At 70.4% G+C, this 26,460-nt stretch carries 19 protein-coding genes and 2 tRNA genes; 9 read left to right on the plus strand and 12 right to left on the minus strand.

Translation table 11 applies throughout. From position 1 onward, the window contains the following. Positions 1-131 precede the first annotated feature (131 nt). The 4 genes from ON31_RS09820 to ON31_RS09835 all read left to right on the plus strand — a co-directional run bounded on the left by ON31_RS09820 (position 132) and on the right by ON31_RS09835 (position 5,995). A complete protein-coding gene (locus tag ON31_RS09820) occupies positions 132-1,178 on the plus strand; it encodes a 3-oxoacyl-ACP synthase III family protein (protein ID WP_039811821.1) in 1,047 nt (348 codons plus the stop codon). A gap of 3 nt (positions 1,179-1,181) precedes the next feature. Further along, the gene (locus ON31_RS09825; protein ID WP_063821461.1) at positions 1,182-2,123 is read left to right on the plus strand and encodes a beta-ketoacyl-[acyl-carrier-protein] synthase family protein; all 942 of its coding nucleotides are present in this window, start codon (positions 1,182-1,184) and stop codon (positions 2,121-2,123) included. Between the two features lie 182 nt (positions 2,124-2,305). Then, positions 2,306-4,420 (plus strand): LuxR family transcriptional regulator, encoded by a 2,115-nt coding sequence (locus ON31_RS09830; RefSeq protein ID WP_039811822.1) that lies wholly within the window; start codon positions 2,306-2,308, stop codon positions 4,418-4,420. Positions 4,421-4,618: 198 nt separating this feature from the next. Then, positions 4,619-5,995: a lipase family protein gene (locus tag ON31_RS09835; RefSeq protein ID WP_063821457.1), complete on the plus strand. Its 1,377-nt coding sequence runs from the start codon at positions 4,619-4,621 to the stop codon at positions 5,993-5,995. Positions 5,996-6,059: 64 nt separating this feature from the next. Here ON31_RS09835 and ON31_RS09840 read toward each other — a convergent pair whose 3' ends face one another. From ON31_RS09840 to panB, 4 genes are all read right to left on the minus strand, one after another. Continuing rightward, positions 6,060-6,956 (minus strand): CHAD domain-containing protein, encoded by an 897-nt coding sequence (locus tag ON31_RS09840; RefSeq protein WP_039811825.1) that lies wholly within the window; start codon positions 6,954-6,956, stop codon positions 6,060-6,062. Beyond that, positions 6,953-7,909 (minus strand): prolyl aminopeptidase, encoded by a 957-nt coding sequence (gene pip / locus ON31_RS09845; RefSeq protein ID WP_039811828.1) that lies wholly within the window; start codon positions 7,907-7,909, stop codon positions 6,953-6,955. The genes ON31_RS09840 and pip overlap by 4 nt, the downstream gene beginning before the upstream one ends. Next, positions 7,909-8,373, minus strand: a complete 465-nt coding sequence (locus ON31_RS37815; protein ID WP_029932581.1) for a hypothetical protein — start codon at positions 8,371-8,373, stop codon at positions 7,909-7,911. The genes pip and ON31_RS37815 overlap by 1 nt, the downstream gene beginning before the upstream one ends. 162 nt (positions 8,374-8,535) lie before the next feature. Continuing rightward, positions 8,536-9,393: a 3-methyl-2-oxobutanoate hydroxymethyltransferase gene (gene panB, locus ON31_RS09855; protein ID WP_039811945.1), complete on the minus strand. Its 858-nt coding sequence runs from the start codon at positions 9,391-9,393 to the stop codon at positions 8,536-8,538. 175 nt (positions 9,394-9,568) lie between these two features. Here panB and ON31_RS09860 point away from each other — a divergent pair, with 175 nt between their 5' ends. The 4 genes from ON31_RS09860 to ON31_RS09875 all read left to right on the plus strand — a co-directional run bounded on the left by ON31_RS09860 (position 9,569) and on the right by ON31_RS09875 (position 16,600). Continuing rightward, complete coding sequence (locus ON31_RS09860) at positions 9,569-11,095, plus strand: alpha/beta hydrolase (protein ID WP_039811835.1); 1,527 nt, start codon at positions 9,569-9,571, stop codon at positions 11,093-11,095. A 94-nt stretch (positions 11,096-11,189) separates the two neighbouring features. Continuing rightward, positions 11,190-12,530, plus strand: coding sequence for a glutamine synthetase family protein (locus tag ON31_RS09865; protein ID WP_029932578.1), 1,341 nt, complete (start codon positions 11,190-11,192; stop codon positions 12,528-12,530). A 71-nt stretch (positions 12,531-12,601) separates the two neighbouring features. Next, positions 12,602-15,613: a bifunctional [glutamine synthetase] adenylyltransferase/[glutamine synthetase]-adenylyl-L-tyrosine phosphorylase gene (locus ON31_RS09870; RefSeq protein ID WP_039811837.1), complete on the plus strand. Its 3,012-nt coding sequence runs from the start codon at positions 12,602-12,604 to the stop codon at positions 15,611-15,613. 63 nt (positions 15,614-15,676) lie between these two features. After that, positions 15,677-16,600, plus strand: coding sequence for a helix-turn-helix domain-containing protein (locus ON31_RS09875; protein ID WP_039811839.1), 924 nt, complete (start codon positions 15,677-15,679; stop codon positions 16,598-16,600). A 155-nt stretch (positions 16,601-16,755) separates the two neighbouring features. Here the strand turns inward: ON31_RS09875 and ON31_RS09880 are convergent, their stop codons facing one another. From ON31_RS09880 to ON31_RS09900, 5 genes are all read right to left on the minus strand, one after another. After that, positions 16,756-18,114, minus strand: a complete 1,359-nt coding sequence (locus ON31_RS09880; RefSeq protein ID WP_039811841.1) for a hypothetical protein — start codon at positions 18,112-18,114, stop codon at positions 16,756-16,758. 120 nt (positions 18,115-18,234) lie between these two features. Then, positions 18,235-20,670, minus strand: a complete 2,436-nt coding sequence (locus ON31_RS09885; protein WP_039811947.1) for a hypothetical protein — start codon at positions 20,668-20,670, stop codon at positions 18,235-18,237. A 33-nt stretch (positions 20,671-20,703) separates the two neighbouring features. Then, positions 20,704-20,775, minus strand: a tRNA-Pro gene (locus tag ON31_RS09890). 9 nt (positions 20,776-20,784) lie between these two features. Continuing rightward, positions 20,785-20,856: transfer RNA gene (locus ON31_RS09895), tRNA-Arg, on the minus strand. A gap of 121 nt (positions 20,857-20,977) precedes the next feature. Beyond that, positions 20,978-21,310, minus strand: coding sequence for a glyoxalase superfamily protein (locus ON31_RS09900; RefSeq protein WP_039811845.1), 333 nt, complete (start codon positions 21,308-21,310; stop codon positions 20,978-20,980). 120 nt (positions 21,311-21,430) lie between these two features. On the opposite strand from ON31_RS09900, the gene ON31_RS09905 reads away from it, so the two are divergent. Continuing rightward, positions 21,431-22,456, plus strand: a complete 1,026-nt coding sequence (locus ON31_RS09905) for an endonuclease/exonuclease/phosphatase family protein (RefSeq protein WP_169335005.1) — start codon at positions 21,431-21,433, stop codon at positions 22,454-22,456. Positions 22,457-22,471: 15 nt separating this feature from the next. Here the strand turns inward: ON31_RS09905 and ON31_RS09910 are convergent, their stop codons facing one another. From ON31_RS09910 to ON31_RS09920, 3 genes are all read right to left on the minus strand, one after another. Then, entirely contained in the window at positions 22,472-23,302 is an 831-nt protein-coding gene (locus ON31_RS09910; RefSeq protein WP_039811848.1) for an alpha/beta hydrolase, read from the minus strand. 81 nt (positions 23,303-23,383) lie between these two features. Beyond that, positions 23,384-24,763 carry a M20/M25/M40 family metallo-hydrolase gene (locus ON31_RS09915; protein ID WP_039811850.1) on the minus strand — a complete coding sequence of 460 codons (1,380 nt, stop codon included), beginning with the start codon at positions 24,761-24,763 and terminating at the stop codon, positions 23,384-23,386. After that, complete coding sequence (locus ON31_RS09920; protein ID WP_039811952.1) at positions 24,760-26,397, minus strand: CocE/NonD family hydrolase; 1,638 nt, start codon at positions 26,395-26,397, stop codon at positions 24,760-24,762. The genes ON31_RS09915 and ON31_RS09920 overlap by 4 nt, the downstream gene beginning before the upstream one ends. Positions 26,398-26,460: the final 63 nt, after the last annotated feature.

Below are 26,460 nucleotides of genomic sequence, written 5' to 3' on the forward strand. Positions count from 1 at the left end.
ACTGGTACCGTTCGAATCGGCATCGGGGCTACTGGATAACGACGGCATTGCTTCGGATGATCGATCCGAATACGAATCGCCGCACCAGAATTCGACCGAACTCGCACAATCTTTCCAGAGAGTAGGGGGCTATGCGTACCCGTTTCGAATCGATAGGTGCGTACACACCCGGCACCGTCCGTTCCACCGAGGAAGTGATCGCCAGTCTGTCGATCCCCAGGGCCTTGGACCTGGAGCGGATCACCGGAATCAAGAATCGTCGCGTGCACAACAGCGATCCGGACGATTACGAATCCTCGTTCGAACTGGCGCTGCGGGCGATCGACGACTGCCTGACGCACTCCGACTACGCCGCCGAGGATCTCGACGTCATCATCAACGTCTCGATCACGCGCTTTCGCGGACCCGAATATTTCTGCTACGCACCGTCTTTCGCACTCATGCTGCGCAATGCCCTGGGTGCGAAGCAGGCACGGTACTTCGACCTGTCCAATGCCTGCGCGGGCATGATCACCGGGGTGCTGCTGCTGGACCGCATGATCAAGGCGGGGGTGGTGCGCAATGGCCTGGTGGTCAGCGGCGAACAGATCACGCCCATCGCCGATACCGCCGCCCGAGAGATCAGCCAGCCCTACGATCCCCAGTTCGCCGCGCTCACCGTCGGCGACGCCGCGGTGGCGGTGGTGGTCGACGGTCGCGGTGACGACCACGACGAAATCCACTACATCGAGCTCATGACAACCTCCGCGGGAGCCGAGCACTGCCTGGGCATGCCGAGCGAGAAGACCACCGGTATCGCCATGTATACCGACAACCGGGCGCTGGCCAGCGAATCCCGCTTCCAGCAGGGCATCAGCCGCATGGACGACTTCCTGAAGGAAACCGGGCGCACCTGGGAGAGCGAGAAATACGACTACTGGGTGCACCATCAGTTCAGCGGCCCGGCCATCGAATACATCAGCCAGCTCACCGAACGGCACTTCGACACCCCGATGCCGCAGCCGCTCAACGTCTATGACGAATTCGGCAATACCGCCTCCACCTCCCACTTCCTGGTGCTGCACGAACACCTGGCGCGGCAGCGCATTCCGAAGGGATCCAAGGTGCTGCTGATTCCGGAGGCGTCCGGGGTGGTCTCCGGGCACCTGGCCGCGACCATCACCCGATTGGAGGCGTGAGTGATGTCAACGGCGATCGTTTCGGGTGCGGTGTGCACCGATCAGGACACCGGCAGCTTCTTCGAACTGGCCAGCCGCGCCGGGCGGACCTGCCTGGAACAGGCCGGGGTGTCGCCGAACCGGATCGGCCTGGTGATCAACGCGGGCGTCTTCCGCGACAGTAATATCTCCGAACCGGCGGTGGCGGCGCTCATCCAGAAGCGCCTGGACATCGGACTGGAGTACGTCAGCGGGAACGTGCCCGCCTTCTCCTTCGACCTCATGAACGGGGCCACCGGTGTGCTGCACGCGTTCATGGCCGCGCAGTGCTTCCTGGCGCCCGGCGAGGTGGAATACGCCATGGTGGTCGCCGGCGACACCCATCCCTCCATGATCCGGGACCACGACGAGTTCCCCTACGCCGCCAGCGGTGCGGCCGTCCTGCTCCGATCCGATACGGAGGCGGGCGGATTCGGTCGCCCGCACACCAGCGAGGTCGACGGCTCGGCACCGCCCACCGCCTGGGTGGATCTGGAGTCGGCGGGCACCGACGGCCGCAACGCGCTGACCGTGCGGGCCGGGACGGGTGATCCGCTGGAATTGGCCGACCGGGTGGTGCGCGCCTGCCTGGCCGACGAGGGCATCGACGCGGCGGATTTCGCCACCGGCAAGGCGGTGCTGCTCGCGCCCGCGCCGGTGGCCGGATTCCGGGAACGGCTGGCCTACCGGTTGGGCATTCCGGTGGCGGCCGTGGCGGGCGTGGATCCGGCGCTGGGCGATCCGTTCAGCGCGGCGCCGGTGCACGCGTATGCGCAGGCTGCCGCGTCGGGGCTGCTCGAGGGGGTGCGCACGGTGCTGTTCCTGGGCGCGGACGACAGCGCGGCGGCGTGTCTGCCGTATCGACCGCTGCCGCTGTCGCTCTCCGGTTCCGTCACCGAGCTGCAGTCCAATCAGGTTGCGGGTTAACCTGATTCATCCGATCGCTCGCCGACGGACGCGTCGGCGAGCGCCGGAACACACCGTCGTGCCCGGCTGAGACCGGCCGCCGTCAGGCGTCCACCCGCTGCAACGATGCCGCTCCAGCACATCAGCTCGTCGTGCCCTCCCCTCAGTCGGGACTGAAGGAGATCGATGAAGGGATGTCGGCTATGCAGCGGTCGATCGGTCGGGACCGGAAACCACTGTCCATCGTCGGCGGCTCGCGCGGTCCGGCGCGGCACCGCCGCCCGGACGACGAGCCGGACGGTATGGCGGAACTGCTGCGGCTGGACGGGCCGGGGCTGTCCGTCGCGCGCGCGGTGGCGGTACTGGGCCCCGCCGCCACCGTTGCCCGGGTGTCCGCGCTGCTGGGCACCGACACCTCCGAAACCCACCGCATCATCACGGAATTGGAGATGACGGCGGCGTTCGAGGGGCAACGCTGTATCGACCCCGCGGTGGGTGCGCGCCTACTGCGGGACCTGTCCGTGGGGGAGCGGCGCGATCTGCACGGCCGGGCAGCCGAAGTGCTGCACGGTAGCGGATTCCGACCGGCCGTGGTCGCGCCGCACCTCTACGCCGCGGGGGAGACCGGCACCGCCTGGGCGGCTCGGGTGCTGGTCGCCGCGGCGGCCGAGGCGGTGGCCGAGGATCAGCTCGACTGGGCGGCGAAATATCTCGAGCTGGGCTACCGGGCCAGTGATCGGGCCCGGGAGCGCGCGGCCATCGCCACCCGGCTCGTCGCGGTGGAATGGCGGATCAACCCCTCCGGGCGCACCCGCAACTTCGGGCGACTACGGGCGGCGCTGGCCGCCGGGCTGGTGCCCTACCCGGAGGTGCCCGCCGCGGTGTCGTTCATGCTGTGGCATGGATGCGGCCAGCATGTGGACCGCGCGCTGGCCCGGCTCGAACGTGGCGTCGGCGGTGCGCTCACCGTCGGACCTGGCATCGAATTCCTGTGTGCCTGGATTCGATACACCCATCCCACCCATGTGGAACGCCACCCCGACCTGTTCTCCGGACGCCCCCGCGACACCGCCGCGCCGGGCGAGCGGGACTCCCCGCACCGGCAGGCCGCGGACCTGCTCGCCGCCCTGGCCACACCGCGCCCGCCCGCCGACCTGGCCGCCGCCGCCCAGCGCATCCTGGCCGGGCACCGGCTCACCATCACCACGGTGGAGGCGCTGGTGGCGGCCGTCGACTGCCTCATGCACACCGATCGGCTGGATCTCGCCGACGCCTGGTGCACCTCACTGCTGGCGGAGGCGGCGGCCCGGCACGCGCCCACCTGGCGGTCCGTCTTCGCGGCCGTGCGCGCCGAAACCCTGCTGCGCAAGGGCAGACTCCGTGAGGCGGCCGAGCACGCGGTGCTCGCGTTGAACCTGGTCCCCGCCGAACATCTGGGCGTGTGGGCGGGGCGGCCCATCGGCGTGCTGGTGCGGGCGCTCACCGCGCAGGGCAAGCACTCCGAGGCCGCGGCCCAGCTGCGCCGCCCGGTGCCCCGGGCCATGTTCGAATCCCGCTTCGCCCTCACCTATCTCAGCGCCCACGGTGAACACTGCCTGGCCACCGGGCGGCCCGAGGAGGCGCTGCGGCATTTCCGGCAGTGCGGAAATCTCATGCGGCAGTGGGGAATGGACTACGCGTGGCTGACCCCGTGGCGCAATGACGTGGCCGCCGCGCACCTGGCCGTCGGCCGCCAACGCGAGGCCCGCGCCTTCGCCAGCATGCACCTGGACCTGGTCGGCGGCCCCGACGGTCACCGCAGCGCCGGGGTCTCGCTGCGTATTCTCGCCGCCACCGCCGATCCGCATCGGCGGGTGAGTCTGCTGCGCCGGGCGGTCGCGGTGGCGCGCGCCGGCGACGGCGACCTCGAATTGGCCATGGCACTGGGCGATCTGGGCCGCGCCTACCGTTCCATGGGCGATACCGACCGGGCCCGGCCGCTGCTGCGCGACGCCATCCGGCTGGCCGAACAGTGCGATGCCGAACTGCTGCAGCGTCGACTGCGCGGTGACCGGCAACCACCGGCCACCGAGCCCATCCCGCGGGTTCGCCTGGCCCCCAGTGCCTTCGAAACCCTCAGCCCGGCCGAGCGCCGAGTGGCGGAACTGGCCGCACTGGGCAAGCGCAACCGCGATATCGCGGCGGCGCTGACCATCACCACCAGCACGGTGGAGCAGCACCTGACGCGGGTGTACCGCAAGCTGTCCGTCGCCCGCCGCAGCGAACTGCGGTTCGTGCTCGCGGCGCACGTGGATTCGACGCGATCGGCGGTGGGGTGAGGATCAGGTGCTGGGCGGAGCACGGCCGCACGGCCCACCGGTGTGGTGCCGCGATGACAGGAGGCGGGCAGGCGCTACGCGGAGGTGCGGACCGCGGTGACCGATGGCGGCAGCGGGCGGACAGCCCGTGCCGCGCGTGCGGACCCGTGAGCGATGCCGAGGACTATCGATTCGGCGGATGCGAGGAGAGGACACGCCATGGGGGCGAGCACTGTTGGCGGCGGGGCGGCGGAAGTCGCGGTCGAATCGGCGGAACCGCTGCGGCCCGAGCACGATCCGTTCTATCGGCCGCCGCGGGGGCTGTCCCGGCGCGCGCCCGGCGCCGTGCTGCGGTCGCGGGCGGTGGAACTGGCGCTGCTCGGGGTGCTGCCGCAGCGGATCGCGGCATGGCAGCTGCTCTACCGCAGCACCGATCTGCACGGTCGGCCGGAGGCGGCCGTGACCACCGTGCTGCTGCCCTGGGGCGCGGATCCGGCGCAGGCGCGGCCGGTGGTGTCCTATCAGTGCGCCATCGACGCGGTGGCGTCGAACTGCCTGCCCTCGTACGCGTTTCGGCGCGGGTCACGGGCTTTGGGTGCGCTGCCGCAGTTGGAGTTGCTGCTCGTCGCGCACGCGCTCACCCGGGGCTGGGCCATCTCGGTGCCCGACCACATCGGCACCGCGGGGCATTTCGGCACGCCACGCGAGCCTGGCTACCGCGCCCTGGACGGACTACGCGCCACGCTGGCCTTCCTCGGCCACCCGGTGGATACGCCGGTGGCGCTGTCCGGCTACTCCGGCGGCGGGCTGGCCACGGTGTGGGCGGCGGAGATGGCCGCCGCCTACGCGCCGGAGCTGAATATCCTGGCCGCCGCGGCCGGGTCGCCGGTCGGTGATCTGGAGTCGACCTTCTTCCGGCTCAATGACGCACGGTTCGGCTTCGGCGGGCTGGCGACGCTGTGTCTGGCCGGGCTGCGGCGCGCCTATCCACCACTGCACGCCAGCCTGGCCGAACGGCTCGACCCGGCGTCACTGGAACTGCTGGATCGTGCCGAGCGCAGCACCACCATCCCGCTGGTGCTGCGCGCCAGCCGCGCTCGCCTCCAGGATCTGGAGGGCGGCGCGCTCGCGGCCCTGCGCACCCTGCCGCAGGTGCGTGCGGTGCTCACCGACATCCAGCCGGGCGACAATCCGCCCGACTTCCCGGTGCTCACCGTGCAGGGCGTACACGACCTGGTCATCCCGGTCGGCAATGTGGACCGGCTGGTGGACCGCTATCGCGCGGCGGGCACCCCGGTGCGCTACATCCGCGACCTGCTCGGCGACCACGTCGGTCTCGGACTGCTGGCCGCGCCGCTGGTGGAGAACTGGCTGGCGGCCCGCTTCGCCGGAAAACCCCTCGACCGCACCACCACCGACACCGTGCTCTCCGTCGCCGCGTCACGCCAGGCCGCGACCGGCTACCTGCGCCTGGGCGCACTGCTGCTGCGGGCCCTGACCGTCCGCCCGATCGGTGGACCCGCGGAGCCGGAATCGCCACGGCGTCACGATGGCACGGTGCGCGGTTCGCTGCGCGACGCATCGGCCGACCGCTGACCCGCGCTGCGGACACCGTCGCGCCCGGGCAGGCCGGACCGGCATGCACCCAGGGGGTCGAGTCTCAGCCGTCGAAGCTCTTGCGCAGAAATTCCGTCGTCGCCGGATACTGCTCCAACGATTTTCGGGCAGCGGCGGCCTCGTCCTCGCAGAGGGCCTGCCAGGCGGGGTTGGTGCTGTCGCGCAGGCGGTCGCGGATGGCGGCCTCGGCCTCGACGGCGTCGCGGTGGTCGCCGAGCACGGTTTGCAGGCGTTTGGCATTGCCGGACAGCGATTTCGCGGGGCCGTTCAGCAGCGGGACGGCGGCGTCGGCGGAGTAGCGCAGGCGCTTGGCGGCCTTGCGGATATCGTGCAGGTGCTCCACGCGTTCGGCCTCGGACAGGGTGGGCTCGAGCCGGACGAGGCGGCGCACGCGATGGAAGTCGTCGCGCAGCACCGACCGGCAGAAGCGCTCCGCCGGGCGCTGTGCGTACGCTTCCCGCAGGGGCGGGTCGTCCAGCAGGGACCGGAGTGCGGCGGTGAGGGCGCGATAGCGTTCACTGTCGAGCGCGGACAGGATCTCCGCGTGCGCGGCGGCGTAGCGCTCCCGTTCCGCGGTCACCAGCAGCTTGCGCAAACCCCGTGCGGGAGCGTCCTTTCCGCCGATACGGAACTTCTTCTTGGCCAGCTCCGGGTGTTGTTCGAGCAGGGCGGCGAAGCGTTCCGCGCGCACCTCGGCATCCCGCGCCACCCCCAATACGCCTGCCAGCCAGCGCAATTCATCGCGCAGCTCGTCGACGGGGCGGCGGCGGAAGACGCGCCGGTAGGATCGCAGCACACTGCGCAGCCGCCGCGTGGCCACCCGCATCTGGTGCACCGAGTCCGGAAGATCTTGGCGCACATCGGGTTCGGCCGACAGTAGTCGATCGACGTCGTCGGAGACCGCGGCGACTACGGCGTGACCTGCGGCGGTGTGCGTCATGAGCGGAACTTGTCTGTGGCCTCCACCAGATGGTGGGTGATACCGGGCTCGTTGGCGGCGTGCCCGGCGTCGGGCACGATGTGCAGTTCCGAATTATGCCACGCACGGTGCAGGTCCCACGCGCTGACGGCGGGACAGACGATGTCGTGGCGGCCCTGCACGATCACGCCCGGAATATGGGCGATGCGGTCGATCTCGCGCAGCAGCTGCCCGTCCTCGAGGAACCCGCCGTTGGTGAAGTAGTGGTTCTCGATCCGGGCGAAGGCCAGCGCGAACCGCTCCTCGGCCGTCTCGGCCACCCGATCCGGTTGCGGCAGCAGCGAACTCGTCGCACCCTCCCAGGTGGACCAGGCGATCGCCGCCGCGGTGGCGACCTCGGGATCGGGGGAGTGCAGCAACCGGTGATAGACGGCCACCAGATCCGAGTCCCGCTCGTCCACCGGCACCGGCGCGAGGAACTTCTCCCACTCGTCCGGGTAGACGTATCCGGCCGCACCGTTGTAGTACCAGTCGATCTCCTTGCGCCGCAGCAGGAAGATGCCGCGCAGCACGAGTTCGCTCACCCGCTCGGGATGCCGCTGCGCGTACGCCAGCGCCAGGGTGGAACCCCAGGAACCGCCGAACACCTGCCAGCGCTCGATGCCGAGGAATTCCCGCAGCGCCTCGATGTCGGCGACCAGATGCCAGGTGGTGTTGGTCTCCAACCCCGCCCCGTCGGCGATATGCGGGGCGGAGCGACCGCAGCCGCGCTGGTCGAACAGCACGATCCGGTACGCCCTCGGGTCGAAGAAGCGACGGTGCAGCGGGGCGGTGCCGCCGCCGGGGCCGCCGTGCAGGAAGACCACCGGCTTGCCGTCCGGGTTGCCGCTCTCCTCCCAGTAGATCCGTTGTCCGTCACCGACATCCAACATGCCTTCGCGGTGCGGTTCCAGCGGCGGGTACAGGTCGCGCATTACAGCAGTCCCGCCGCCAGGCTGGGCAGTTCGAGCGCGCTCACCGCCTGCGCGTGCACATCCGGGCACTGCGCGGTCATGATCCGGTCCACCGAGTCCTTGTCGCCGAGCACCTGCCCGTTGATGGCGCCGTTGCGCAGCGCCCACTCGTGCACGGAACCGTTGAGCGAGATCTTGCCCAGCGTGGGGCCCTGCACCCGCCAGTCCGACAGCTGCGGTTCGATGATGTCGCACAGCTGCTGGCCGACGGCGTCGGAGACCGTGAGCTGGTCACCCTGGGCGGTGCCCGCGCTGGTCTTCGGTGCCGAGCTGGAGGTCGTCGACGGGGAGGCGGAGCCCTCCGGCTGTCCGGAGCCGGGCGTGGTGTTCCCGCATCCGGCGGTCAGCGCGACGGCCGCTCCGCCGGCGAGTAGCAGTGCTGCCCCGCGGATATGAAGCGTGCTCGTCCAACGGCCCTGCGACATGTGTTCCCTTTGGTCGATCCAACTCGTTCGCTCCGAGTCTGCCACCGTTTTCCCGCCGCGGGCCAGCACAGTTCGGCCACGCCCAGCGCTGAGAGCCGCTGGCTATGAATCGACGGGGATGGGCGAGCGGGGGCGGGCCGCCGTCCCGCTCGCCCGGCCCGATCAGAAGCTGTGTTCCGGACCCGGGAACGTGCCGCGTCGCACCTCGTCGGCGAAAGTCGCTGCGGCGGTGCGCAGTTCGTCACCGACGCGGCCGAAGCGCTTGACGAACTTCGCGGTCTTGCCGCTGGTGTAGCCCGCCATGTCCTGCCAGACCAGCACCTGCGCGTCGCAGTCCACCCCGGCCCCGATGCCGACGGTCGGAATGGTCAGCTTGCGGGTGACCTGCCCGGCCAACTCGGCGGGCACCATCTCCATGACCACGGAGAAAGCGCCGGCCTCCTGCACCGCGATGGCGTCGGCGATGAGCTGCTCGGCACCGTCGCCGCGCCCCTGCACCCGGAAACCGCCCAGGGTGTTGACGCTCTGCGGGGTGAAGCCGATATGCGCCATCACCGGGATGCCGGCGGCAGTCAGCTTGGCGATGTGGTCGGCGACCCGTTCGCCGCCCTCCAGTTTGACCGCGTGCGCGCCGCCCTCCTTCATGAAGCGGGTGGCGGTCGCCAGGGCCTGCTCCGGGGCGGATTCATAGCTGCCGAACGGCAGATCCGCCACCACCAGCGCGTGCGGCGCACCGCGCACCACGCCGCGCACCAGCGGAATCAGCTCGTCGATGGTGATGGGCACGGTGGTGTCGTAGCCGTACACCACATTGGCGGCCGAATCGCCGACCAGCAGGACCGGGATACCGGCCTCCTCGAAGATGCGCGCCGAGGAGTAGTCGTAGGCGGTGAGCATGGACCAGCGCTCACCATTGGCCTTCATCTGCTGCAGGTGATGCACTCGCGTCTTCCGCGTGGCGGGAGTCGCCGGTGCCGGTGCAGCGCCGTAGGCAGGGGTTTCCGCATCGGATACGGACATCATCGTCCCTTTCGTCGTCCTCGAGGCCCGACCGGGTCCCCGGGTTTCACTGACGCCCTTCAGTGTCTCACGCGGCGTGGTCGTGCCCACGGTGCAATTCCTCACAGCGACCGGCCCGGGAGCGGACTCCCGGCGAAGGGAAGGCAACCGGAACCGCCATGGCACGATCGTGGGCATGGGGTTCAAGCGATCAGGTCGCGCCGTGCTCGCGGTCGCGGCGGTGGCGATGGTGGCGTCCGGGTGTAGCAGTGAGGCGGTGACCGGGAATCCGGTGGCAACCGCGCCCGCGGGGCTGGAGCAGTTCTACGGTCAGAGCGTGCGATGGGGCAGCTGCGCGAAGTTCAGCGCGGACGAACTGCCGCGTGGCCTCGAATGCGCCCACGTCAGCGTCCCGGTCGACTACGAGAACCCGGGCGGTGAGACCGCCGAGATCGCCATCTCCCGCCTGCGGGCCACCGGCGACAAGATCGGATCGCTGCTGTTCAACCCGGGCGGGCCGGGCGTCTCCGGGCTCACCATGAACACCGTCGGCGACGGCACCGCGCTCGCGGAGCGCTTCGACCGCATCGGCTTCGATCCCCGCGGCGTCGGCGCGTCCACCCCGGCCATCACCTGCCTGACCCCGGCTGAGATGGACGCCGAGCGCGCCGAGCCGCCCTTCGACAACGATCCTGCCGGTATCGCCGCCGCCGAGGCGGACAACAAGGACTACGCGAGCAAATGCGTCGAGCGCACCGGCGCGGAGTTCCTCGCCCATGTCGGCACCCGCGAGGTGGTCCAGGACATGGACGTGATCCGCGCGGTGCTCGGCGACGACAAGCTCAGCTACGTGGGCTACTCCTACGGCACCCGGCTCGGTTACACCTACGCCGAGCAGTTCCCCGACCGGGTGCGCGCACTCGTGCTCGACGGTGCGCTGGACCCCTCGCAGGACCCGGTCGAGGAATCGGTCCTGCAGGCCGAGAGCTTCCAGCAGGCATTCGACGCCTACGCGGCAGACTGTGCCACCGAGGCCGCCTGCCCGCTCGGCACCGATCCCACGGAATCGGTCAAGCGGTTCCGGGAGCTGGTCGACCCGCTGTGGGACACGCCGGCCGTGACCGACGACCCGCGCGGGCTGCACTACGGCGACGCCATCACCGGTGTGCAGCAGACGCTGTACTCCAATCGGTTCTGGCCCGCGCTCACCAAAGGCCTCAACGAACTGCGGGAGGGCCGCGGCGACACCCTGCTGGCCCTGGCCGACCTCTACGACGGCCGCCGCGACGACGGCACCTACGACAACATCACGGACGCGTTCAACGCCATTCGCTGCGTGGACGATCCGCGGGTGGAGGACCGGGCCGTCGCGGCCAAACAGGATGCCGAATACCGCCGGGTGGCCCCCTTCCTCGACGACGGCCGCGGCACCGGGGCCGCCCCGCTGGAACTGTGCGCGATCTGGCCGGTGCCCAACACCTCCACCCCGCACGAGGTCTCGATCCCGAATCTGCCCGCGACGGTGGTGGTCTCGACCACCGAGGACCCGGCCACCCCGTACCAGGCGGGCGTGGACCTGGCCCGGCAGCTCGACGCCGCGCTGATCACCTACAACGGCACCCGCCACACCGTGTCGCTGTCGGGCGTGTCGGACTGTGTCGATACGCCCGTCATCGACTACCTGATCGACCTGACGCCGCCTACGCCGGGACTGACCTGCTGAAGTCCCGCACGGCCGGGCCGGTTCGCCGGTGAAGGTTTCACAACGCAGCTGCCATGTAACACGGATTTAACTCCGACTGCCTACGCTCGCGAGCATGGATCGCCAGAAGGAATTCGTGCTGCGGACGCTCGAAGAGCGGGACATCCGCTTCGTACGGCTCTGGTTCACCGATGTCCTGGGCTATCTCAAGTCGGTGGCGATCGCTCCCGCCGAACTCGAGGGCGCCTTCGAAGAGGGCATCGGCTTCGACGGTTCGGCCATCGAAGGGTTTGCCCGCGTCTCCGAGGCGGACATGGTGGCCAAGCCGGACCCGTCCACCTTCCAAGTGCTGCCGTGGTCCACCTCCAAGGGGCATCAGCACTCCGCGCGCATGTTCTGCGATATCGCCATGCCCGACGGCTCGCCGTCCTGGGCCGATCCGCGCCACGTGCTGCGCCGCCAGCTGAACAAGGCCGGGGATATGGGCTTCAGCTGCTACGTGCACCCGGAGATCGAATTCTTCCTGATCAAGCCCGGCCCCTACGACGGCTCCTCGCCGGTGCCGGTCGACAACGGCGGCTTCTTCGACCAGGCCGTGCACGACGAGGCCCCGAACTTCCGCCGCCACGCCATCGACGCGCTGGAGTCCATGGGCATCTCCGTGGAGTTCTCCCACCACGAGGGCGCACCCGGCCAGCAGGAGATCGACCTGCGCTACGCGGACGCGCTGTCCATGGCCGACAATGTGATGACCTTCCGCTACCTGATCAAGGAAGTGGCGATCGACGAGAACGTGCGCGCCACGTTCATGCCCAAGCCGTTCGCCGCGCACCCGGGTTCGGCCATGCACACCCACATGTCGCTGTTCGAGGGTGAGCAGAACGCCTTCGCCGATCCCGACGACCCGATCAACCTGTCGGAGACCGCGCGCGCCTTCATCGCGGGCATTCTCGAGCACGCCCACGAGATCAGCGCCGTCACCAACCAGTGGGTCAACTCCTACAAGCGCCTCATCCACGGCGGCGAGGCCCCGACCGCGGCGTCGTGGGGCCGTTCCAACCGCTCGGCGCTGGTCCGCGTGCCGATGTACACGCCGAACAAGTCGTCCTCGCGCCGCGTCGAGATCCGCAGCCCCGACAGCGCGTGCAACCCGTACCTGACCTTCGCGGTGCTGCTGGCCGCCGGTCTGCGCGGTATCGAGAAGGGCTACACGCTGCCGCCGGAGGCCGAGGACGACGTGTGGTCGCTGACGTCGGCGGAGCGGCGCGCCATGGGCTTCCGCGAACTGCCGGGCAGCCTGGACGAGGCGCTGAAGAACATGGAGAAGTCCGAACTGGTCGCCGAGGCGCTGGGCGAGCACGTCTTCGACTTCTTCCTGCGCAACAAGCGTCGCGAGTGGGCCGACTACCGGTCCCAGGTGACGCCGTTCGAACTGCAGGAGTACCTGGGGCTGTAGCCAGCCCGGCGTCCGACAACCGAGCGGGGAACGTTACGGCGATCGCCCCGCCTGACAGGTAATTTGGGAGCATGGTCCGGCCACCGACTGCCCGTTCCGCGGTCCCCGGTGTCGGACGGCTCGGATTGCTCGAGCCGTCGGCAGCCAACAACCTCCGGGAGTTGGCATGGGACAATGTCGACAGCGTTCCGCTGCTGTGGGCGCTGTCGCGTTCCCCCGATGCGGACCTGGCGTTGCTCACGCTCATGCGCCTGCGGGAGGCGCTCGGAAATGACTGGGCCGCACTGGATTCCGAACTGCGCACCGATACCTCGCTGCGCGGTCGGCTGTTCGCGCTGATCGGGTCGTCGAGCGCCTTCGCCGATCATCTGGTGGCCGATCCGGGCGGGTGGCAGCTGCTGCGCCGCCGCGATCTGCCCGGGCGTGAGGAGATCCTCGCCGAACTGCTCGACGCCGTCGCCGCGGAGCCCGAGGACGGTCCGCAGGCGGGTCCGATGCTGTACCGCGCCAAGATCTCCGGACCGGAGGCGGTCGCCCTGCTGCGCAAGCGGTATCGCGATCAGCTCATGCTGCTGGCGGCCGTGGATCTGGCCGCCACCGTCGAGAACGAACCGGTTCTGCCGTACCAGCAGGTGGGCTGGCATCTCACCGACCTCGCCGACGCCGCCCTCACCGCCGCGCTCGCGGTGGCGGTGGCCCGGGTGTGCCCCGATCGGCCGGTGCCGGTGCGGCTGGCCGTCATCGCCATGGGCAAATGCGGTGCGCGCGAACTGAACTACGTCTCCGACGTGGACGTGGTGTTCGTGGCCGAACCCGCCGACACCACCGCCACCCGGCTGGCCGCGGAGATGATGAGCGTCGGCGGCGCGGCCTTCTTCGAGGTCGACGCCGCGCTGCGCCCCGAGGGCAAGGCCGGTGCGCTGGTGCGCACCCTGGAATCGCATATCGCCTACTACAAGCGCTGGGCGCGCACCTGGGAATTCCAGGCCCTGCTCAAGATGCGGCCCGCCACCGGCGATCTCGAACTCGGCGAGCAGTACCGCGACGCGCTCATGCCCATGGTGTGGACGGCCTCGGAACGCACCGACTTCGTCGCCGACGTGCAGGCCATGCGCCGCCGCGTCGAAGATCTGGTGCCCGCCGATATGCGCGAGCGCGAACTCAAACTCGGGCACGGTTCGCTGCGCGATGTCGAATTCGCGGTGCAGCTGCTGCAACTGGTGCACGGCAAGGCCGATGAATCCTTGCACGTGCAGGGCACCGTGGAATCGCTCACCGCGCTGGCGGCGGGCGGTTACGTCGGCCGCGACGACGCCGCGAATCTGACCGCCTCCTACGAATTCCTGCGACTGCTCGAACACCGCCTGCAATTGCAGCGGCTCAAGCGCACCCACACCCTGCCCGCCGCCGACGACGAGGAGGGCATGCGCTGGCTGGCGCGGGCCGCGCACATGCGCCCCGACGGCCGCCAGGACGCCGTGGGCGTGCTGCGCAGCGAGATCAAACGCAATACCGTGCGGGTGCGGCGGCTGCACGCCAAACTCTTCTACCGGCCACTGCTGGAATCGGTGGCGCGGCTCGACGCCGCCGCGCTGCGGCTGAGCCCCGCGGCGGCCGTGCGGCAGCTGGCCGCGCTCGGCTACGCGGCCCCGGAGAACGCGCTCGGCCACCTCAAGGCCCTCACCGGCGAGATCGGCCGCAAGGGCCGCATTCAGGCGCTGCTGCTGCCGACGCTGCTCGAATGGCTCGGGGACACACCGAATCCCGACGCCGGTCTGCTGGCCTACCGCCGCGTCTCGGAGGGGCTGGACAGCGAGATCTGGTTCCTGCGCGAACTGCGCGACGAGGGCGCCATCGCGCAGCGGCTCATGATCGTGCTCGGCTCCTCGGCCTATCTGCCCGATCTGCTCATCAACGCGCCGGAAACCATCCGCATGTACGCCGACGGCCCGAACGGGCCGCTGCTGCTGGCCACCCAGCCCGCCGAGGTGGCGCGCGGCATCCTCGCGGGCGCGGCGCGCTACGACGAACCCAAACGGGCGGTGGCCACGGCCCGGTCGCTGCGCCGTCGCGAACTGGCCCGCGTCGCCTCGGCGGATGTGCTGGGCATGCTGGAGGTGCCGCAGGTCTGCGAGGCGCTGTCCTCGGTGTGGATCGCCACCCTGGAGGCGGCGTTGCAGGCGGTCATCCGCGCCAGCGAGGTGGAACGCGGCAAACCCGCGCCCGCCGCCATGGCCGTTATCGGCATGGGTCGGCTGGGCGGTCTGGAGTTGGGCTACGGCTCCGACGCCGATGTGCTGTTCGTGTGCGACCCGCGTCCCGGCGAGGACGAGACCGTCGCCGTGAAATGGTCCATCGGCATCGCCGAACAGGTGCAGCGCCTGCTCGGTGCGCCCAGCACCGATCCGCCGCTCCAGGTGGACGCCGGGCTGCGCCCCGAGGGCCGCAATGGCGCGCTGGTGCGCAGCCTGGCCGCCTATGCCGCCTACTACCGGCAGTGGGCGCAGTCCTGGGAGGTGCAGGCGCTGCTGCGGGCCCGCTTCGTGGCGGGCGATCCGACGCTGGGCGAACGGTTCCTGCGCACGGTCGACCCGATCCGCTATCCGAGCGGCGGCATGTCCCCGGACGGGGTGCGCGAGATCCGTCGCATCAAGGCCCGGGTGGATGCCGAGCGGCTGCCGCGCGGCGCGAACCCGGCCACCCACACCAAACTCGGCCGCGGCGGACTCGCCGACGTCGAATGGACCGTGCAACTGCTGCAACTCCAGCACGCGCACGAGGTGCCCGATCTGCACAACACCTCGACGCTGCAATCGCTGGAGGCCATCGAGGCCGCCGAACTCATCGACCCCGCCGACGCGGCGCTGCTGCGCGACGCCTGGCTCACCGCCACCCGGGCCCGCAACGCCCTGGTGCTGGTGCGCGGCAAACCCGCCGATCAGCTGCCCGGTCCCGGACGGTTGCTGTCGGCCATCGCGATCGTCGCCGGATGGCCCAATGACGACGGCAGTGAGTTCCTGGACCATTACATGCGGGTGACGCGCCGGGCGAAGACGGTGGTCGAGCGGGTCTTCGGCGGCTGATTCCGCGCGACCTGCGCAAGAACGGTCAAGCGCGGGCGGCCACCGGCTTGGCAGACTGCTGATGTGCCCAAGAACGGACGAGACCGACTGCGGGAACTGCTCGACGCCGTCCTGGACGAGGACAACACCACACTGGAGGAGATGGCGGCGGGCGCGTACGCCTCGCCCTTCCACTTCACCCGGCAGTTCTCCCGCGGCACCGGCGAATCGCCGGTCGCCCTCAAACGGCGGGTGCTGCTGGAGCGTGCGGCATGGGCGCTGTCCACCGGGGAATCGGTGACCGAGGTGGCGTTCGCGGCCGGATACGACTCGGTGGAGGGCTTCAGCCGGGCATACAGCCGCGCCTTCGGCCACCCGCCCAGCGCCACCACCGCGGAGAAACGGCGCCGCTGGCTGCCCGCGGCCAATGGCATCCACTTCCATCCGCCCATGTCGCTGTGGGTGGAGAACGCGCCGAAGGGACGGTCCGAGATGGATCCGACGACGCTGCTGCTGCACCACGACATCGAGGACGCTCGCGAATTGCTCACCGCGGCAGGGCAACTCACCGAGGAACAGTATCGGCGGGCACGAATGCCCGGACTGACCGTGGAAGCCTTCCGAGGCCCCGAAGCCTCCATCGCCGAGGTACTCGACCATCTGGTCGAGACCAAGGAATGCTGGCTCGCCGCCATCGACGGCGAGGATATGCCCGGCCCACGCGGCAACGACCTACCGGAACTGGTGGACCGGCACGAGCGGGTCGCGGTGCGCTGGCTCGACACCGTGCGCGAGATCGACCGGCGCGGCGGATGGGAGGACACGCTCATCGACGCGCTCTGCGATCCGCCGGAGAGTTTCGTGCTCGGCAGCGTGATCGCGCATGTACTCGGCTATTCGGCACACCGGCGGTATCTGGTGCGGCATTGGCTGCGCACTGAAATCGGGGGCGGTGCAACCGAACTCGATGATGGTGACCCGATCAATTGGTTGCGGCGACGGGAATGAGCGGCGGCGTCACGCAGTGAGCCCGGTCGCCAGCATCAGCGGCGCCGCCGCGATGGCGTGGATTCGTGCCAGGCGAGACGGAGACAATGTCGCGCTGATACACGCTGCGGCGTGGCTACGGCTATCGGACCGGGTTGTGGGTCCGGCCTGTCCGCTCATTCCGGCTCGGCGCACGGTCGGGCGGCGGGGATGTTCGCGCCGATGACCTCGTGTCCGCACGGCGGCGGGTCGCCGAGGAGTTCTCGTTCGCGGTTCCAGACGAGCCAGGCGGGGATGGTGCGGGGTGCGTCCTGGCCGCTGCCGCCCGCCGCCATGGGCGGGTACATGCCGGGGAGCCAGGACGCGCCATGACGCGGTGGGATGTCGGAAGATGTTGGCATACGGGCGGTTCGGGCGGTCGGTTGGCCGGGGGCGCTGCGGCCGGGGTCGCTCGGTGCCGGGGGAGAGGCAAGTGTTCCCGGTGCGCCCGGCAGTGCCGTCGGGCCGGGTGTCGATGAGTAGGGCGGTGCTGTTGTCGGGTTCGGGGTCGCCCGGGAATGCGGCGTCGGATCTGGCGTCATGCCGGACGGTGCGATCACCGGGTCGGTGAGCGGCGCGTCGTGCGGGCTGGCGTGGGGCGATGGCTCGGACCTGCTCGGGTCGGTATGCGACGGCTGTTTCGGGTCGCCGGGGGCAGGCGAATTCCCCACCGCGGCAGTCGGTTCAGTGGGTGCGGAGAGTGACCGATTCTCGCGGTCCTGTGCTTCGTCGGATCGGGTACCGTGCCCGGTCGCATTGGTGCGGTCTGCGGCCGAGAATGGGTCGCCGGACACGGTTGTGGTGGGAAGTGCTGTCGCGGAACCAGATTCGATGCTGTCGAGCGGTGATCGGGTGGGCTCGAAGGCAGGTACGCCGGACCCGGCCGGAGGGTAGATCGGCACGTAGTTCGCTTCCAATGCCGCCAGGGCGAGCTGGTACTGCTCCGCCGCGAATCGCTCCGCCGCCGGGTCCACAGTGCTCGCTCCGGTCGGGAAGGCCGTTGTCGCACCGCCACCGGCCGTCGGTGCGCCGGAATCTGTCTGCGGTGCGACGGAATCGGGCGGTGGTGGCACGGTTCTCCGCACCGCCTCGGCCCCATACGCGGCGGCTGTGATGCGGTGCCCGGCATTGCGCGCGACCTCCGCGACATCCATCGCCTCCGCCACGAAGGCCCGCGCCGCCGCCTCCGCGGCCTCGGCGATCTGCCCGCGCAACGCCTCGGCGAGCGCGGACTGCGCCGTCATGTGCAGTCCCGTCGCGGCTCCGCTCAGACTGTCGGCGATCCCGACCCAGGTGTCGGCGCTCTCGTGCATGGCGGCGGGGTCCATCTCCCGCACCCGCGCGTGGATCTCGGCGTGGGTCAGCTCGGTGAACCGCTCCATCCGCCAGATGTAGTCGGGATCGACGCCAGCGTGCGAGACGCGTTGCTGCTCGCGCTCCGCACCCCGCTGGGCGCGGCGGGCGGCGGTACCGGCATGCAGCGATTCCGGGTCCATCGGCGGCCTCCGTTCACGAGTGTCGTGTACGGATTGGACGCGCACAGCGCTCGCCGGGTTCCGGTCGCGGGTATGTCCCCGGCGATTCGCCACGGCACGCCGCAGCTGTACCCACCGGAGCTACGGTCCGCCGAAGAGCCAGTGCCGTCGTGCCGTCCAGCCGAGGAAGCGGCGGCCGGAGCCGTCGGGTACCCAGCCCTGGCGGGTGAAGCGGCCGCCCTCGACGATATGGCCCAGGCCCGTGATGGCGGGCGCGAGCGGGGTGTCGCCCGCGTCGTCTATCAGGCGCAGCACCTGGGTCCGCTGGGTTTCGCGGTCGCACGCGGCGAGCAGGTACACGCCCTGACGCCAGGCGTAGGCGGCGTTCTTCACCGTGATGAGCTCCGCATGCCGGTTCGGCGCGGGTCGGCTGAGCTGGCGCACCACCCAGGTGAAGGTGTCGCGGGCGAGTTCCGGTGCGGAATCCCGTACGCGAGCGGTCAATTCGAGCGCGTCGACGAGGACCGCGAGGTTGTGGGTGGTGAGGATCTGGCTCTGCTCCAGAATCGCCCCGTTGCGCGCGACATACCCGCCGTCGCATCCCGCCTCGCCCGCCCGGCGCGTGCACAGTTCGGTGAATCCCGCGGCCGTGGCCCGGCCCCACCGCTGCGTCGTATCGGCGTGCCCGATCCAGTCCCTGGGCGAGGGCAGATCGTAATACGCCTGGTACAGCGTGCCTTCCAGGGTGCGCGCGGCCACCACTGCGGCATCGAGCCACTTGGTGGTAAAGGTGCCCATGAAGATATCCGCTGCCACCTCCTCGACCAGCGGCGAGTCCAGCTCCGCCTGCCGCGCGAGCGCACCGAACTCCCGCACCAGCGGATTCGGCAGCAGGGCATACGGAAACGCGTCGAGTGTCAGCAGCGTCATCTGCCCGAGCAACCGCCGGGCCGCCAGCGCACTGTGCCGTGTCGCGTCGCCTCGATGCTGTGCGCGGCGCGATGTCGCGGGCTCCGTCGCCGCGATATCGGCCCCGATCGCGCCGAATTCTCCGACTCCGCTCGCGGCGTCCTCGATTCCGGCCGTATCCGCAGCACCACGCAGTGCCGCCATCGCGGCGACCCAGGGCAGTTCTTCGAAGCGCACCTGTCCCTGCAGGTTCAGCAGCAGCAGGCCGCGGCGGCGCCGGAAGGCGGTGTAGAGCTGCTCGTACAGGTTCGCGGCGGCCGGGTCGGCGAAATCGGCGGCCAGCAGCCGCGAGGTGAGCTGCGGCAGGACCCGCGCCAGCATATCGCCGGAGCCGATGACGCCGCGCCGGATCAGCTCGTCGGCCGACGCCTCCAGGGCGCGGGCCGCCTTGTCCAGCAGATGCCGGGGAATGGCTGTGCCGGAGGGGATATCGCAGCGGTCGTCATCGGATACCGGAGCCGATACCGGGGCGAGGTCGGGGATGCCGCCCTCGGCCGGATAGTGCCGCAGCCGCGCGGTGAGCAGCGCCGCGAACGTCGTATGCAGCGGTGCCGCAATGGAATCCCTTTGGGCTGCGCGCACCCGGGCGCGTGCGGCGCTGCCCGGCGCACCGTGCCGGGTGACCGTGTTGGCGATGGCACGGCGAATCCACCCGACCTGGCGGGCAGTGAGATTCGCGCTGCCATCGGGGCAGCTGAGCAGCGCGTCGTGCAGGCGCGCGAAATTGCCCTTGGGCTGGGCGTGCCGCCCGCTCAGGCCGTAATCCCGCTGCGCGACGGCCACATCGGCCAGCCAGCGGTCACGCTCGGCCGCCCAGTCCGCGGGGAGTCGGCGGCACGGCCAGCCGCCGCGCACCGCGCCCGTCTCATCGAGAGTGGGCAGCTCACCCGCCACCGTCTCGCACCACAGCGCTACCAGTCGGTCGTACAGCGGATTCCACACCTCCAGGGTGGTGCGCATGGCGGTCAGCGGCTCCGGTGTCCGCACGGCGCGCAACGCGCCGCGCACCTCGCCGACCGAGGCCACCCGTACCGCCGTACCCGCGGGTCGCGCCGCCGGATCGAAGGGCGGTACGAACCGCAGTCGATCCAGCAGCGGTGACAGCTCCGCCACCAGATCCAGGGCCTCCGCGGCGAACCCGCGCTCCAGCAGCAGCGCCACCACGGGCAGCGCGGCATCCTCGGGCACCTCGATCCGATACTGCCCGGACCGCAGGGCGGCGAGCAGTTCGGCCTGCCCGGCATCTCCGAGATACCAGCGGTTCAACCGCTCCCGATCGGTACCACCGGGCACATCCCGGGGCAGTCGCGTGAGCAGTGCGGATTCGGCCGCACCGAGCGGCTGTTCGGCCAGTGCCCGCCCGGTCGCGAAGCCGCCGTGGGCAACCTCGAGCGTCACCCACGCGGGCAGCCCCGAGACCGGCGTGCGATCCCCGACCCGCAGCGAACCGTCCGCCATGCCGTCCAGCACATCGCGCCAGCGCCGCATGCGTTCACGTGCCCGGTCCCGATCCACGCCCTCGGCGGCGCGTGCGGCCGCCGCGGCGGCGCGCGCCAACTGCCCGATCGCGTACTGCGCCGGACCGTCTCGAAATGACTGATCGGACACCGAATCTCCCCACATGCTGAACCGAAAGACCAGACCTGGCGGCAGGATTCGAACCCGCGCCTTCCCGGTCCCGAGCCGGGCGCTCTGCCACTGAGCTACACCAGGGCGCTACAGACGTGGAGGCGGGATTCGAACCCGCGCCCGCCCGGTGAGAAGCCGGGTGATCTGCCACTGATCTACTCCACGAGACGTTCGGATCGTATCCGCGCCGACCCGATCGGGCACGTGAATTATCGTGGCCGCCACTCGGAGTCCGGGTCCTGCGCCCAGCCCAACGCGCGGTGCCCGAGAACACGTGCCCCGGGTGTCAGTCGCCGGGTGTGCCGATCCGTAGTCGATTGCCGTCGGGATCCCTCAGTTCGATCTCCCGCGCCCACGGCGCGTCCTCGACCGCCATCCCGAATTCCGCGGCCACGGCGTCCACATCGCGCACCGAGAGGTAGACGAGCGTATCCGGCCGGGCGTCGCCGGTGTGCTCGGACAGGAACAACCGCATATCGCCCCGCGCCACCTCGACGAAGGCCGGGAGGCCGGGTTCGAAACGGTGCTCCCACCGCTGGGTGAATCCGAGCCGCTCGTACCAGCGGACCGCGGTCGCCGCATCGGCGACGCGGAGGATGGGGACGACCTGTTCGCGCATGTGCCGATGGTCGCAGACCCCACCGACGGATTCGCGCCGCCGTGCCCCGATCCCGACGCTGCCGCCCGGACGCGGACAGGTGCCGTTCCCGTAGGGTGGTCGCCGAAGGGGAGGTGTCACATGGTGCGGAAACAAGAGTTCACCGGGTATTCGGGCAGTGCGGGGACCGCGGTGGCGGATACGGTCGTGGTGCCGCGGCCGTCACCGGTGCGGCGCTGGGGGAGTCGGGTGCTGCTGGTGCTGGGCTGGCTGGCTCTCCTGGTCGGGGTCGCCGGGGTCGCGCTGCACTACGCACCGTGGTCGCAGCGGGAGATCGTGCTCGCCGCCTCCTTCGCGCCCTACCTCATGCTCGGCGCGCTGGTGGGCGCGGTGTTGCTGCTGCTGGCCCGCGGCTGGCGCAGCGCACTGGTGGCCGGTGCGGTGGTGGCGGCCGCGCTGTTCAGCCAGCTCACCCTGTTCGTGCCGGACGGCAAGGCGAGTTTCGCCGTCGAGATTCCGGTCATGCAGTCCAACCTGTACTTCGGCGAGGCGGACGCCGACGCGGTGGTGCGGTCGGTGCGCGACAACGACATCGAACTGCTGACCCTCGAGGAACTCACCCCGGAGATGCTGCTGCGCCTGGAGGCGGCGGGTCTGGACGCCGAACTGCCGTACCGGTACCTCGCCCCGCTGGGCGGCGGCGCGGGCGGCGGCATCTTCAGCCGCCACCCGCTCCAGGACGGCGTCACCCTGGCGGGTTTCGAACTGGCCAACCTGCGCGCCACCATGCTGCATCCGCAGCGCGGTCCCGTGACGGTCTTCCAGTTCCATCCCGTGCCGCCGCCGCTGAACTTCGCGGCCTGGGTCGACGAGATGGACCGCATTCGAGAACTGCTCGCCGCCACATCCGGTCCCGCCATCGTCGGCGCGGATTTCAACGCCACCTTCGACCACTACGCGTATCGGCAGTTGCTGACCGGCCGCTTCGCCGACGCCGCCGAATTGGCGGGTGCGGGCAGGCTCACCAGTTGGCCGGAGGAGCCGTCCTGGGGCCCGGTCATCGGCATCGACCGGGTGCTGGTCGCCGAGGGCCAGGCCGAGGATGTGCGCACGCTGGCCGTGCCCGGTTCCGACCACCGCGCCGTGATCGCCCGACTACGGTTGTGAACTCCGCGCGCCCGGCTACAGGCGCGCCTCCAACCACTCGAGCAGATCGCCGAGCACCTTGTCCTGCTCCGGCTCGTTGAACACCTCGTGGTAGAGGCCCTCGTACCGGATGACGGTGAGATCCTCTGAGCCGACGCCTTTTTCGAGCACATCGGCGCTCGTGGGCGCGACCAGGCCGTCGGCGGTGCCCTGGAGCACCAGCAGCGGCGCGGTGAGCACCGACAGGCGTTCCTTCACCCGGACGGTGGCCTCCAGCATTTCCGCTCCGGTGCGCGCCACGACCGGCCCGGTGTACACCAGCGGATCGGTGTCGTACGCGTGCACCACCGCGGGATCACGGCTGATGAGCGTCGAATCCAGTTTCAGTACCCCGAGATTCGGGGCGAATCGGGAGACCAGCGGACCCAGCATGCGCTGGATCGGGTTCCCGGCCTCGATCTCGATGGCCGCCGCCGACAGCACGATGCCGGTCACGTCCAGGGGTGCGCGGGTGGCCAGGTAGGAGGTGATGAGCCCGCCCATGCTGTGGCCGATCACGAAGCGCGACAGCTCCGGATGCCGCTCGGTGGCGAGCCCGAGCATGGTCTCCACATTGTCGGCCGTATTCTCCATCGATTCGATATTGGCCTTGCCGCCCGCGGACTGCCCGTGCCCGATGTGGTCCAGGGCGTAGGCCGCGATACCGGCGTCGGCGAGACGCTGACCGACGTGTTCGTAGCGTCCCGAATGCTCGGCGATGCCGTGCACGATCACCGCGACCGCACGCGGTTCGGTATCGGGCAGCCACGCTCGCCAGAAGATCCGGCCGCCCTTGCCGTCGAATTCGCCGGTCTCGGTTGTGGTCATCGCTCCTCCTCGGTCGCATAACGCGACAATCCGGGCTTGGGTGCCGGGCCATTCTCCCACTGCGCCGCGACCGGCGGCGGATCAGCGGGCCAGGTGTTCGACGAGTCGGCGGTTGAATTCGAGCAGGCGGCCGTAGTTCTCGCGCGAGAGCCGCTCGTCGGTGCCGTGAATCCGCTCCAGATCCGCGGCGGTGAGCACGATCGGCGCGAAATTGCAGCGGGTCTCGGCGAGATCGTCGTAATGGCGGGAGTCGGTCGCGCCGGGCACCAGCCCGGAGGTCACCGCGATCCCGGGCACCACCGCGCGCGCCAGCTCCGCGATGGTCTCGAACCACGGGCCGGGGGAGCGGGCCGGGGACGGTTCGGAGGACATGCCGACCAGCTCGACCGCCACCTCGCGATCCTTGATCACCCGACGGCAGTGCGCGAGTACCGCATCCACCGAATCACCCGGCAGGATACGGAAATTCACCAGCGCCTCGGCGCGCTGCGGCAGCACATTGGCCTTCACGCCGCCGTGGATGACGGTGGGCGCGGTGGTGGTGCGCACCATGGCCTCGGTCTGCGGGCGCAGCGCCAGCACCCGCAGGATGGCGGGACCGGCCACCCGGCTCAGGCCGAGTGCGGTGCGCCGCGGTTCGGACATGAACATCCGGATACGGGCCAGCATATCGGCCGTCACCGGCGTCATGCGCAGCGGAAACGGATGCTCCTGCACCCGCGCCACCGCACGCGCCAACCGGCCCACCGCGGTGCGCCGTCCCGGCATGGACGAGTGCCCGCCCACCGCCCACACCGACAGCCGCACCGTCGCATAGCCCTTCTCGCCCACCATGATGGTGGCCACCGGCCGGTCCACCCCGTCGGCGACACCGTGGGTGATCACTCCGCCCTCGTCGAGCAGCAGGTCCGCCCGCACCCCGAGTTCCCGCAGCCGTCGCGCCATCCGCACGGCCCCGCCGTCGCCGAACACCTCCTCGTCGTGCCCGAGCGCCAGATACACCGTCCGGCGCGGCCGCACCCCCGCGGCCAATGCCGCCTCCACCGCCTCCAGCAGCGCCACGGCCCGGCTCTTGTCGTCGATGGCCCCACGGCCCCAGATGAATTCGTCGTCCACGACGCCCGCGAAGGGCGGATGCGTCCACCCCGCCTCGTCGTCGACGGGCACCACGTCCAGATGCGCCAGCAGAATGGCCGCCGCGGGCGGGCGATCGGCGGAGTCCGCCGTGTCCTCCTCGGTCCCCGCCCACGTGTACAACCGGCTGTGGCCGAAGGTCTCCAACTCCAGCCGCTCGTGCACCAGCGGGAAGCTGCGCTCCAGATGCGCCGCGAGCCGGACGAATTGGCTGTCGTCGGTCTCGGCGGGGTCCTCGCGGGAGATGGTGACGCAGCGCAGGGCCTCGGCCAGGCGTTCGGCGGTGGCCGCGTCGACGGCCGGGCCGGTGGCGGCGGTCGCGGTCATCGGGTGGCTCGGGGCGGGAAGTCGACGGTCACCGTTGCATTGTTCACCAGTTCGGGCGGGAGGGGGATGGTCTTCTCGGCGCGCCACTTGGGAATGCCCTCGGTCAGCCCGCCGGGGATATCCGGGGTGCGCACCGTCTCCAGCAGCGGCAGCCGCACCTCCCCGTCGGTCAGCGTGACGCGGGCGAAGGTCGGCGGATGCGCCCACACGTCGTCGATCACATCGGTGATGCGAATGCCGATGCGGTGCCCGGCCGGGATCGGCCAATCCTGGGCCAGCAGGCGCACATTCGCGGTGGCGCCGACCGGGGCGATGCCGCGGGTGATGACGGTCGCCCGACCGTCGGGCGCGACGTCGTAGAGCTCCACGGTCACGGTGGCCGCGGCGGGGCCGTCCAGGTGCAGGGTGGCCGTGGCGACACCGGAGAAGTGCTGGTCGTGCGCGAGCGGCTGGCTGAAGCTCCACACCTCGCGGTCGGCGCCGGGCACCAGGCCGCGGTCGGTGTAGGCGCCCGGTCGCACGGCCACGCGCACCGGGCGGCTGTCGGCGGGCGGCCAGGTCTGCTCGCCGCGCCACCGTCCGTCGAATTGGCCGACGGTCACGCGCGGTCCGGGGACCGTCACGTCCCGCTGCGCCACATGCCGGTCGAAGAAGGCCAGCAGCTCGTCGCCGAAGAACGGCGTCCCGCATTTCTCGAAGCAGTTGCGATGCCCCCACTGTCCGAACCACGCCTTGTGCTCGCCCGGACCGAGTGCGTCCCACAGCTCGAACACCCGGTGCGCGCGGGTGTTGTAGTCGACGAATCCCTGCCCCAGGAACAACGGAATGGTGTTGCCGCGCACCTGTTCCACCAGGTCGCGCTCGCGCCAGAACGCGGTGCCGGGATCGTGATCGCCGGTCTCGCTCAGATACCGCTGGAAGCAGCCCGGGTCGATGTTCGACGCATTCGCGCGGTATTCCGCCGAATCCGCCCAGTGGCCCGGTGTGGATGCGATGAGCACATGCTCCAAGCCCGCCAGATCGCCCGGCCGCACCCCGGATTCGGTCACCGGCTTGCCGGAGAACTTCCAGGCGATGCCCTGCATGTAGAGGTAGGAGTACGGGTCCACCACCGGTGCGAAGGCCGCGACGGCCGCCAATCCGGCGGGCTGGGCGGCGAGGCCCATGATGCCGGTCCACGCCTCGTAGGAGATGCCGGTCAGGCCCACCCGCCCGGTGGACCACGGCTGCCCGGCCGCCCACTCCACCGCCGTCTTCACATCGGAGCGTTCGTTCGGTCCGCCGAAGTCCGGGCAGCCGTTGGAGCCGCCGAAGCCGCGCAGGTCCACGATGACATAGGTGTATCCGGCGGCGAGGAACATCTCCACGCTGAGGTCCTTGGTGGAGACCCCGCCGCCGAGCCGCGGCTGGCTCAGATACGCCAGATGTGCCCGATACGGACTCACCGTCATGATCACCGGCGTCCGCACGTCGTCGGCCACGCCGACCGGCCGCAGGATGTCCGCGTGCAGCCGGGTGCCGTCGGACGCGGTGATGAACTCCTGCCGATGCTGATACGGCGGTTCCGCCGCCGCCCGCATGGGCAGCACCACCCCGAACACCATTCCGAGCGTGGCCGCAACCACGGCCGCCACCCGCCACCTCACGAATCCCGATCGCACCATAGGACTATCGAGTCTGCCTGGGCGTCCGTCCAG

Origin of the sequence: Nocardia otitidiscaviarum NBRC 14405 (genome assembly GCF_000308635.1) — a bacterium.
Taxonomy (GTDB): domain Bacteria; phylum Actinomycetota; class Actinomycetes; order Mycobacteriales; family Mycobacteriaceae; genus Nocardia; species Nocardia otitidiscaviarum.

Coding starts and splice junctions, on each gene's coding strand:
- ON31_RS09820 (WP_039811821.1), top strand. CDS start 132: ATGCGTACCCGTTTCGAATCGATAGGTGCGTACACACCCGGCACCGTC.
- ON31_RS09825 (WP_063821461.1), top strand. CDS start 1,182: ATGTCAACGGCGATCGTTTCGGGTGCGGTGTGCACCGATCAGGACACC.
- ON31_RS09830 (WP_039811822.1), top strand. CDS start 2,306: ATGCAGCGGTCGATCGGTCGGGACCGGAAACCACTGTCCATCGTCGGC.
- ON31_RS09835 (WP_063821457.1), top strand. CDS start 4,619: ATGGGGGCGAGCACTGTTGGCGGCGGGGCGGCGGAAGTCGCGGTCGAA.
- ON31_RS09840 (WP_039811825.1), bottom strand. CDS start 6,956: ATGACGCACACCGCCGCAGGTCACGCCGTAGTCGCCGCGGTCTCCGAC.
- pip (WP_039811828.1), bottom strand. CDS start 7,909: ATGCGCGACCTGTACCCGCCGCTGGAACCGCACCGCGAAGGCATGTTG.
- ON31_RS37815 (WP_029932581.1), bottom strand. CDS start 8,373: ATGTCGCAGGGCCGTTGGACGAGCACGCTTCATATCCGCGGGGCAGCA.
- panB (WP_039811945.1), bottom strand. CDS start 9,393: ATGTCCGTATCCGATGCGGAAACCCCTGCCTACGGCGCTGCACCGGCA.
- ON31_RS09860 (WP_039811835.1), top strand. CDS start 9,569: ATGGGGTTCAAGCGATCAGGTCGCGCCGTGCTCGCGGTCGCGGCGGTG.
- ON31_RS09865 (WP_029932578.1), top strand. CDS start 11,190: ATGGATCGCCAGAAGGAATTCGTGCTGCGGACGCTCGAAGAGCGGGAC.
- ON31_RS09870 (WP_039811837.1), top strand. CDS start 12,602: ATGGTCCGGCCACCGACTGCCCGTTCCGCGGTCCCCGGTGTCGGACGG.
- ON31_RS09880 (WP_039811841.1), bottom strand. CDS start 18,114: ATGGACCCGGAATCGCTGCATGCCGGTACCGCCGCCCGCCGCGCCCAG.
- ON31_RS09900 (WP_039811845.1), bottom strand. CDS start 21,310: ATGCGCGAACAGGTCGTCCCCATCCTCCGCGTCGCCGATGCGGCGACC.
- ON31_RS09905 (WP_169335005.1), top strand. CDS start 21,431: ATGGTGCGGAAACAAGAGTTCACCGGGTATTCGGGCAGTGCGGGGACC.
- ON31_RS09910 (WP_039811848.1), bottom strand. CDS start 23,302: ATGACCACAACCGAGACCGGCGAATTCGACGGCAAGGGCGGCCGGATC.
- ON31_RS09915 (WP_039811850.1), bottom strand. CDS start 24,763: ATGACCGCGACCGCCGCCACCGGCCCGGCCGTCGACGCGGCCACCGCC.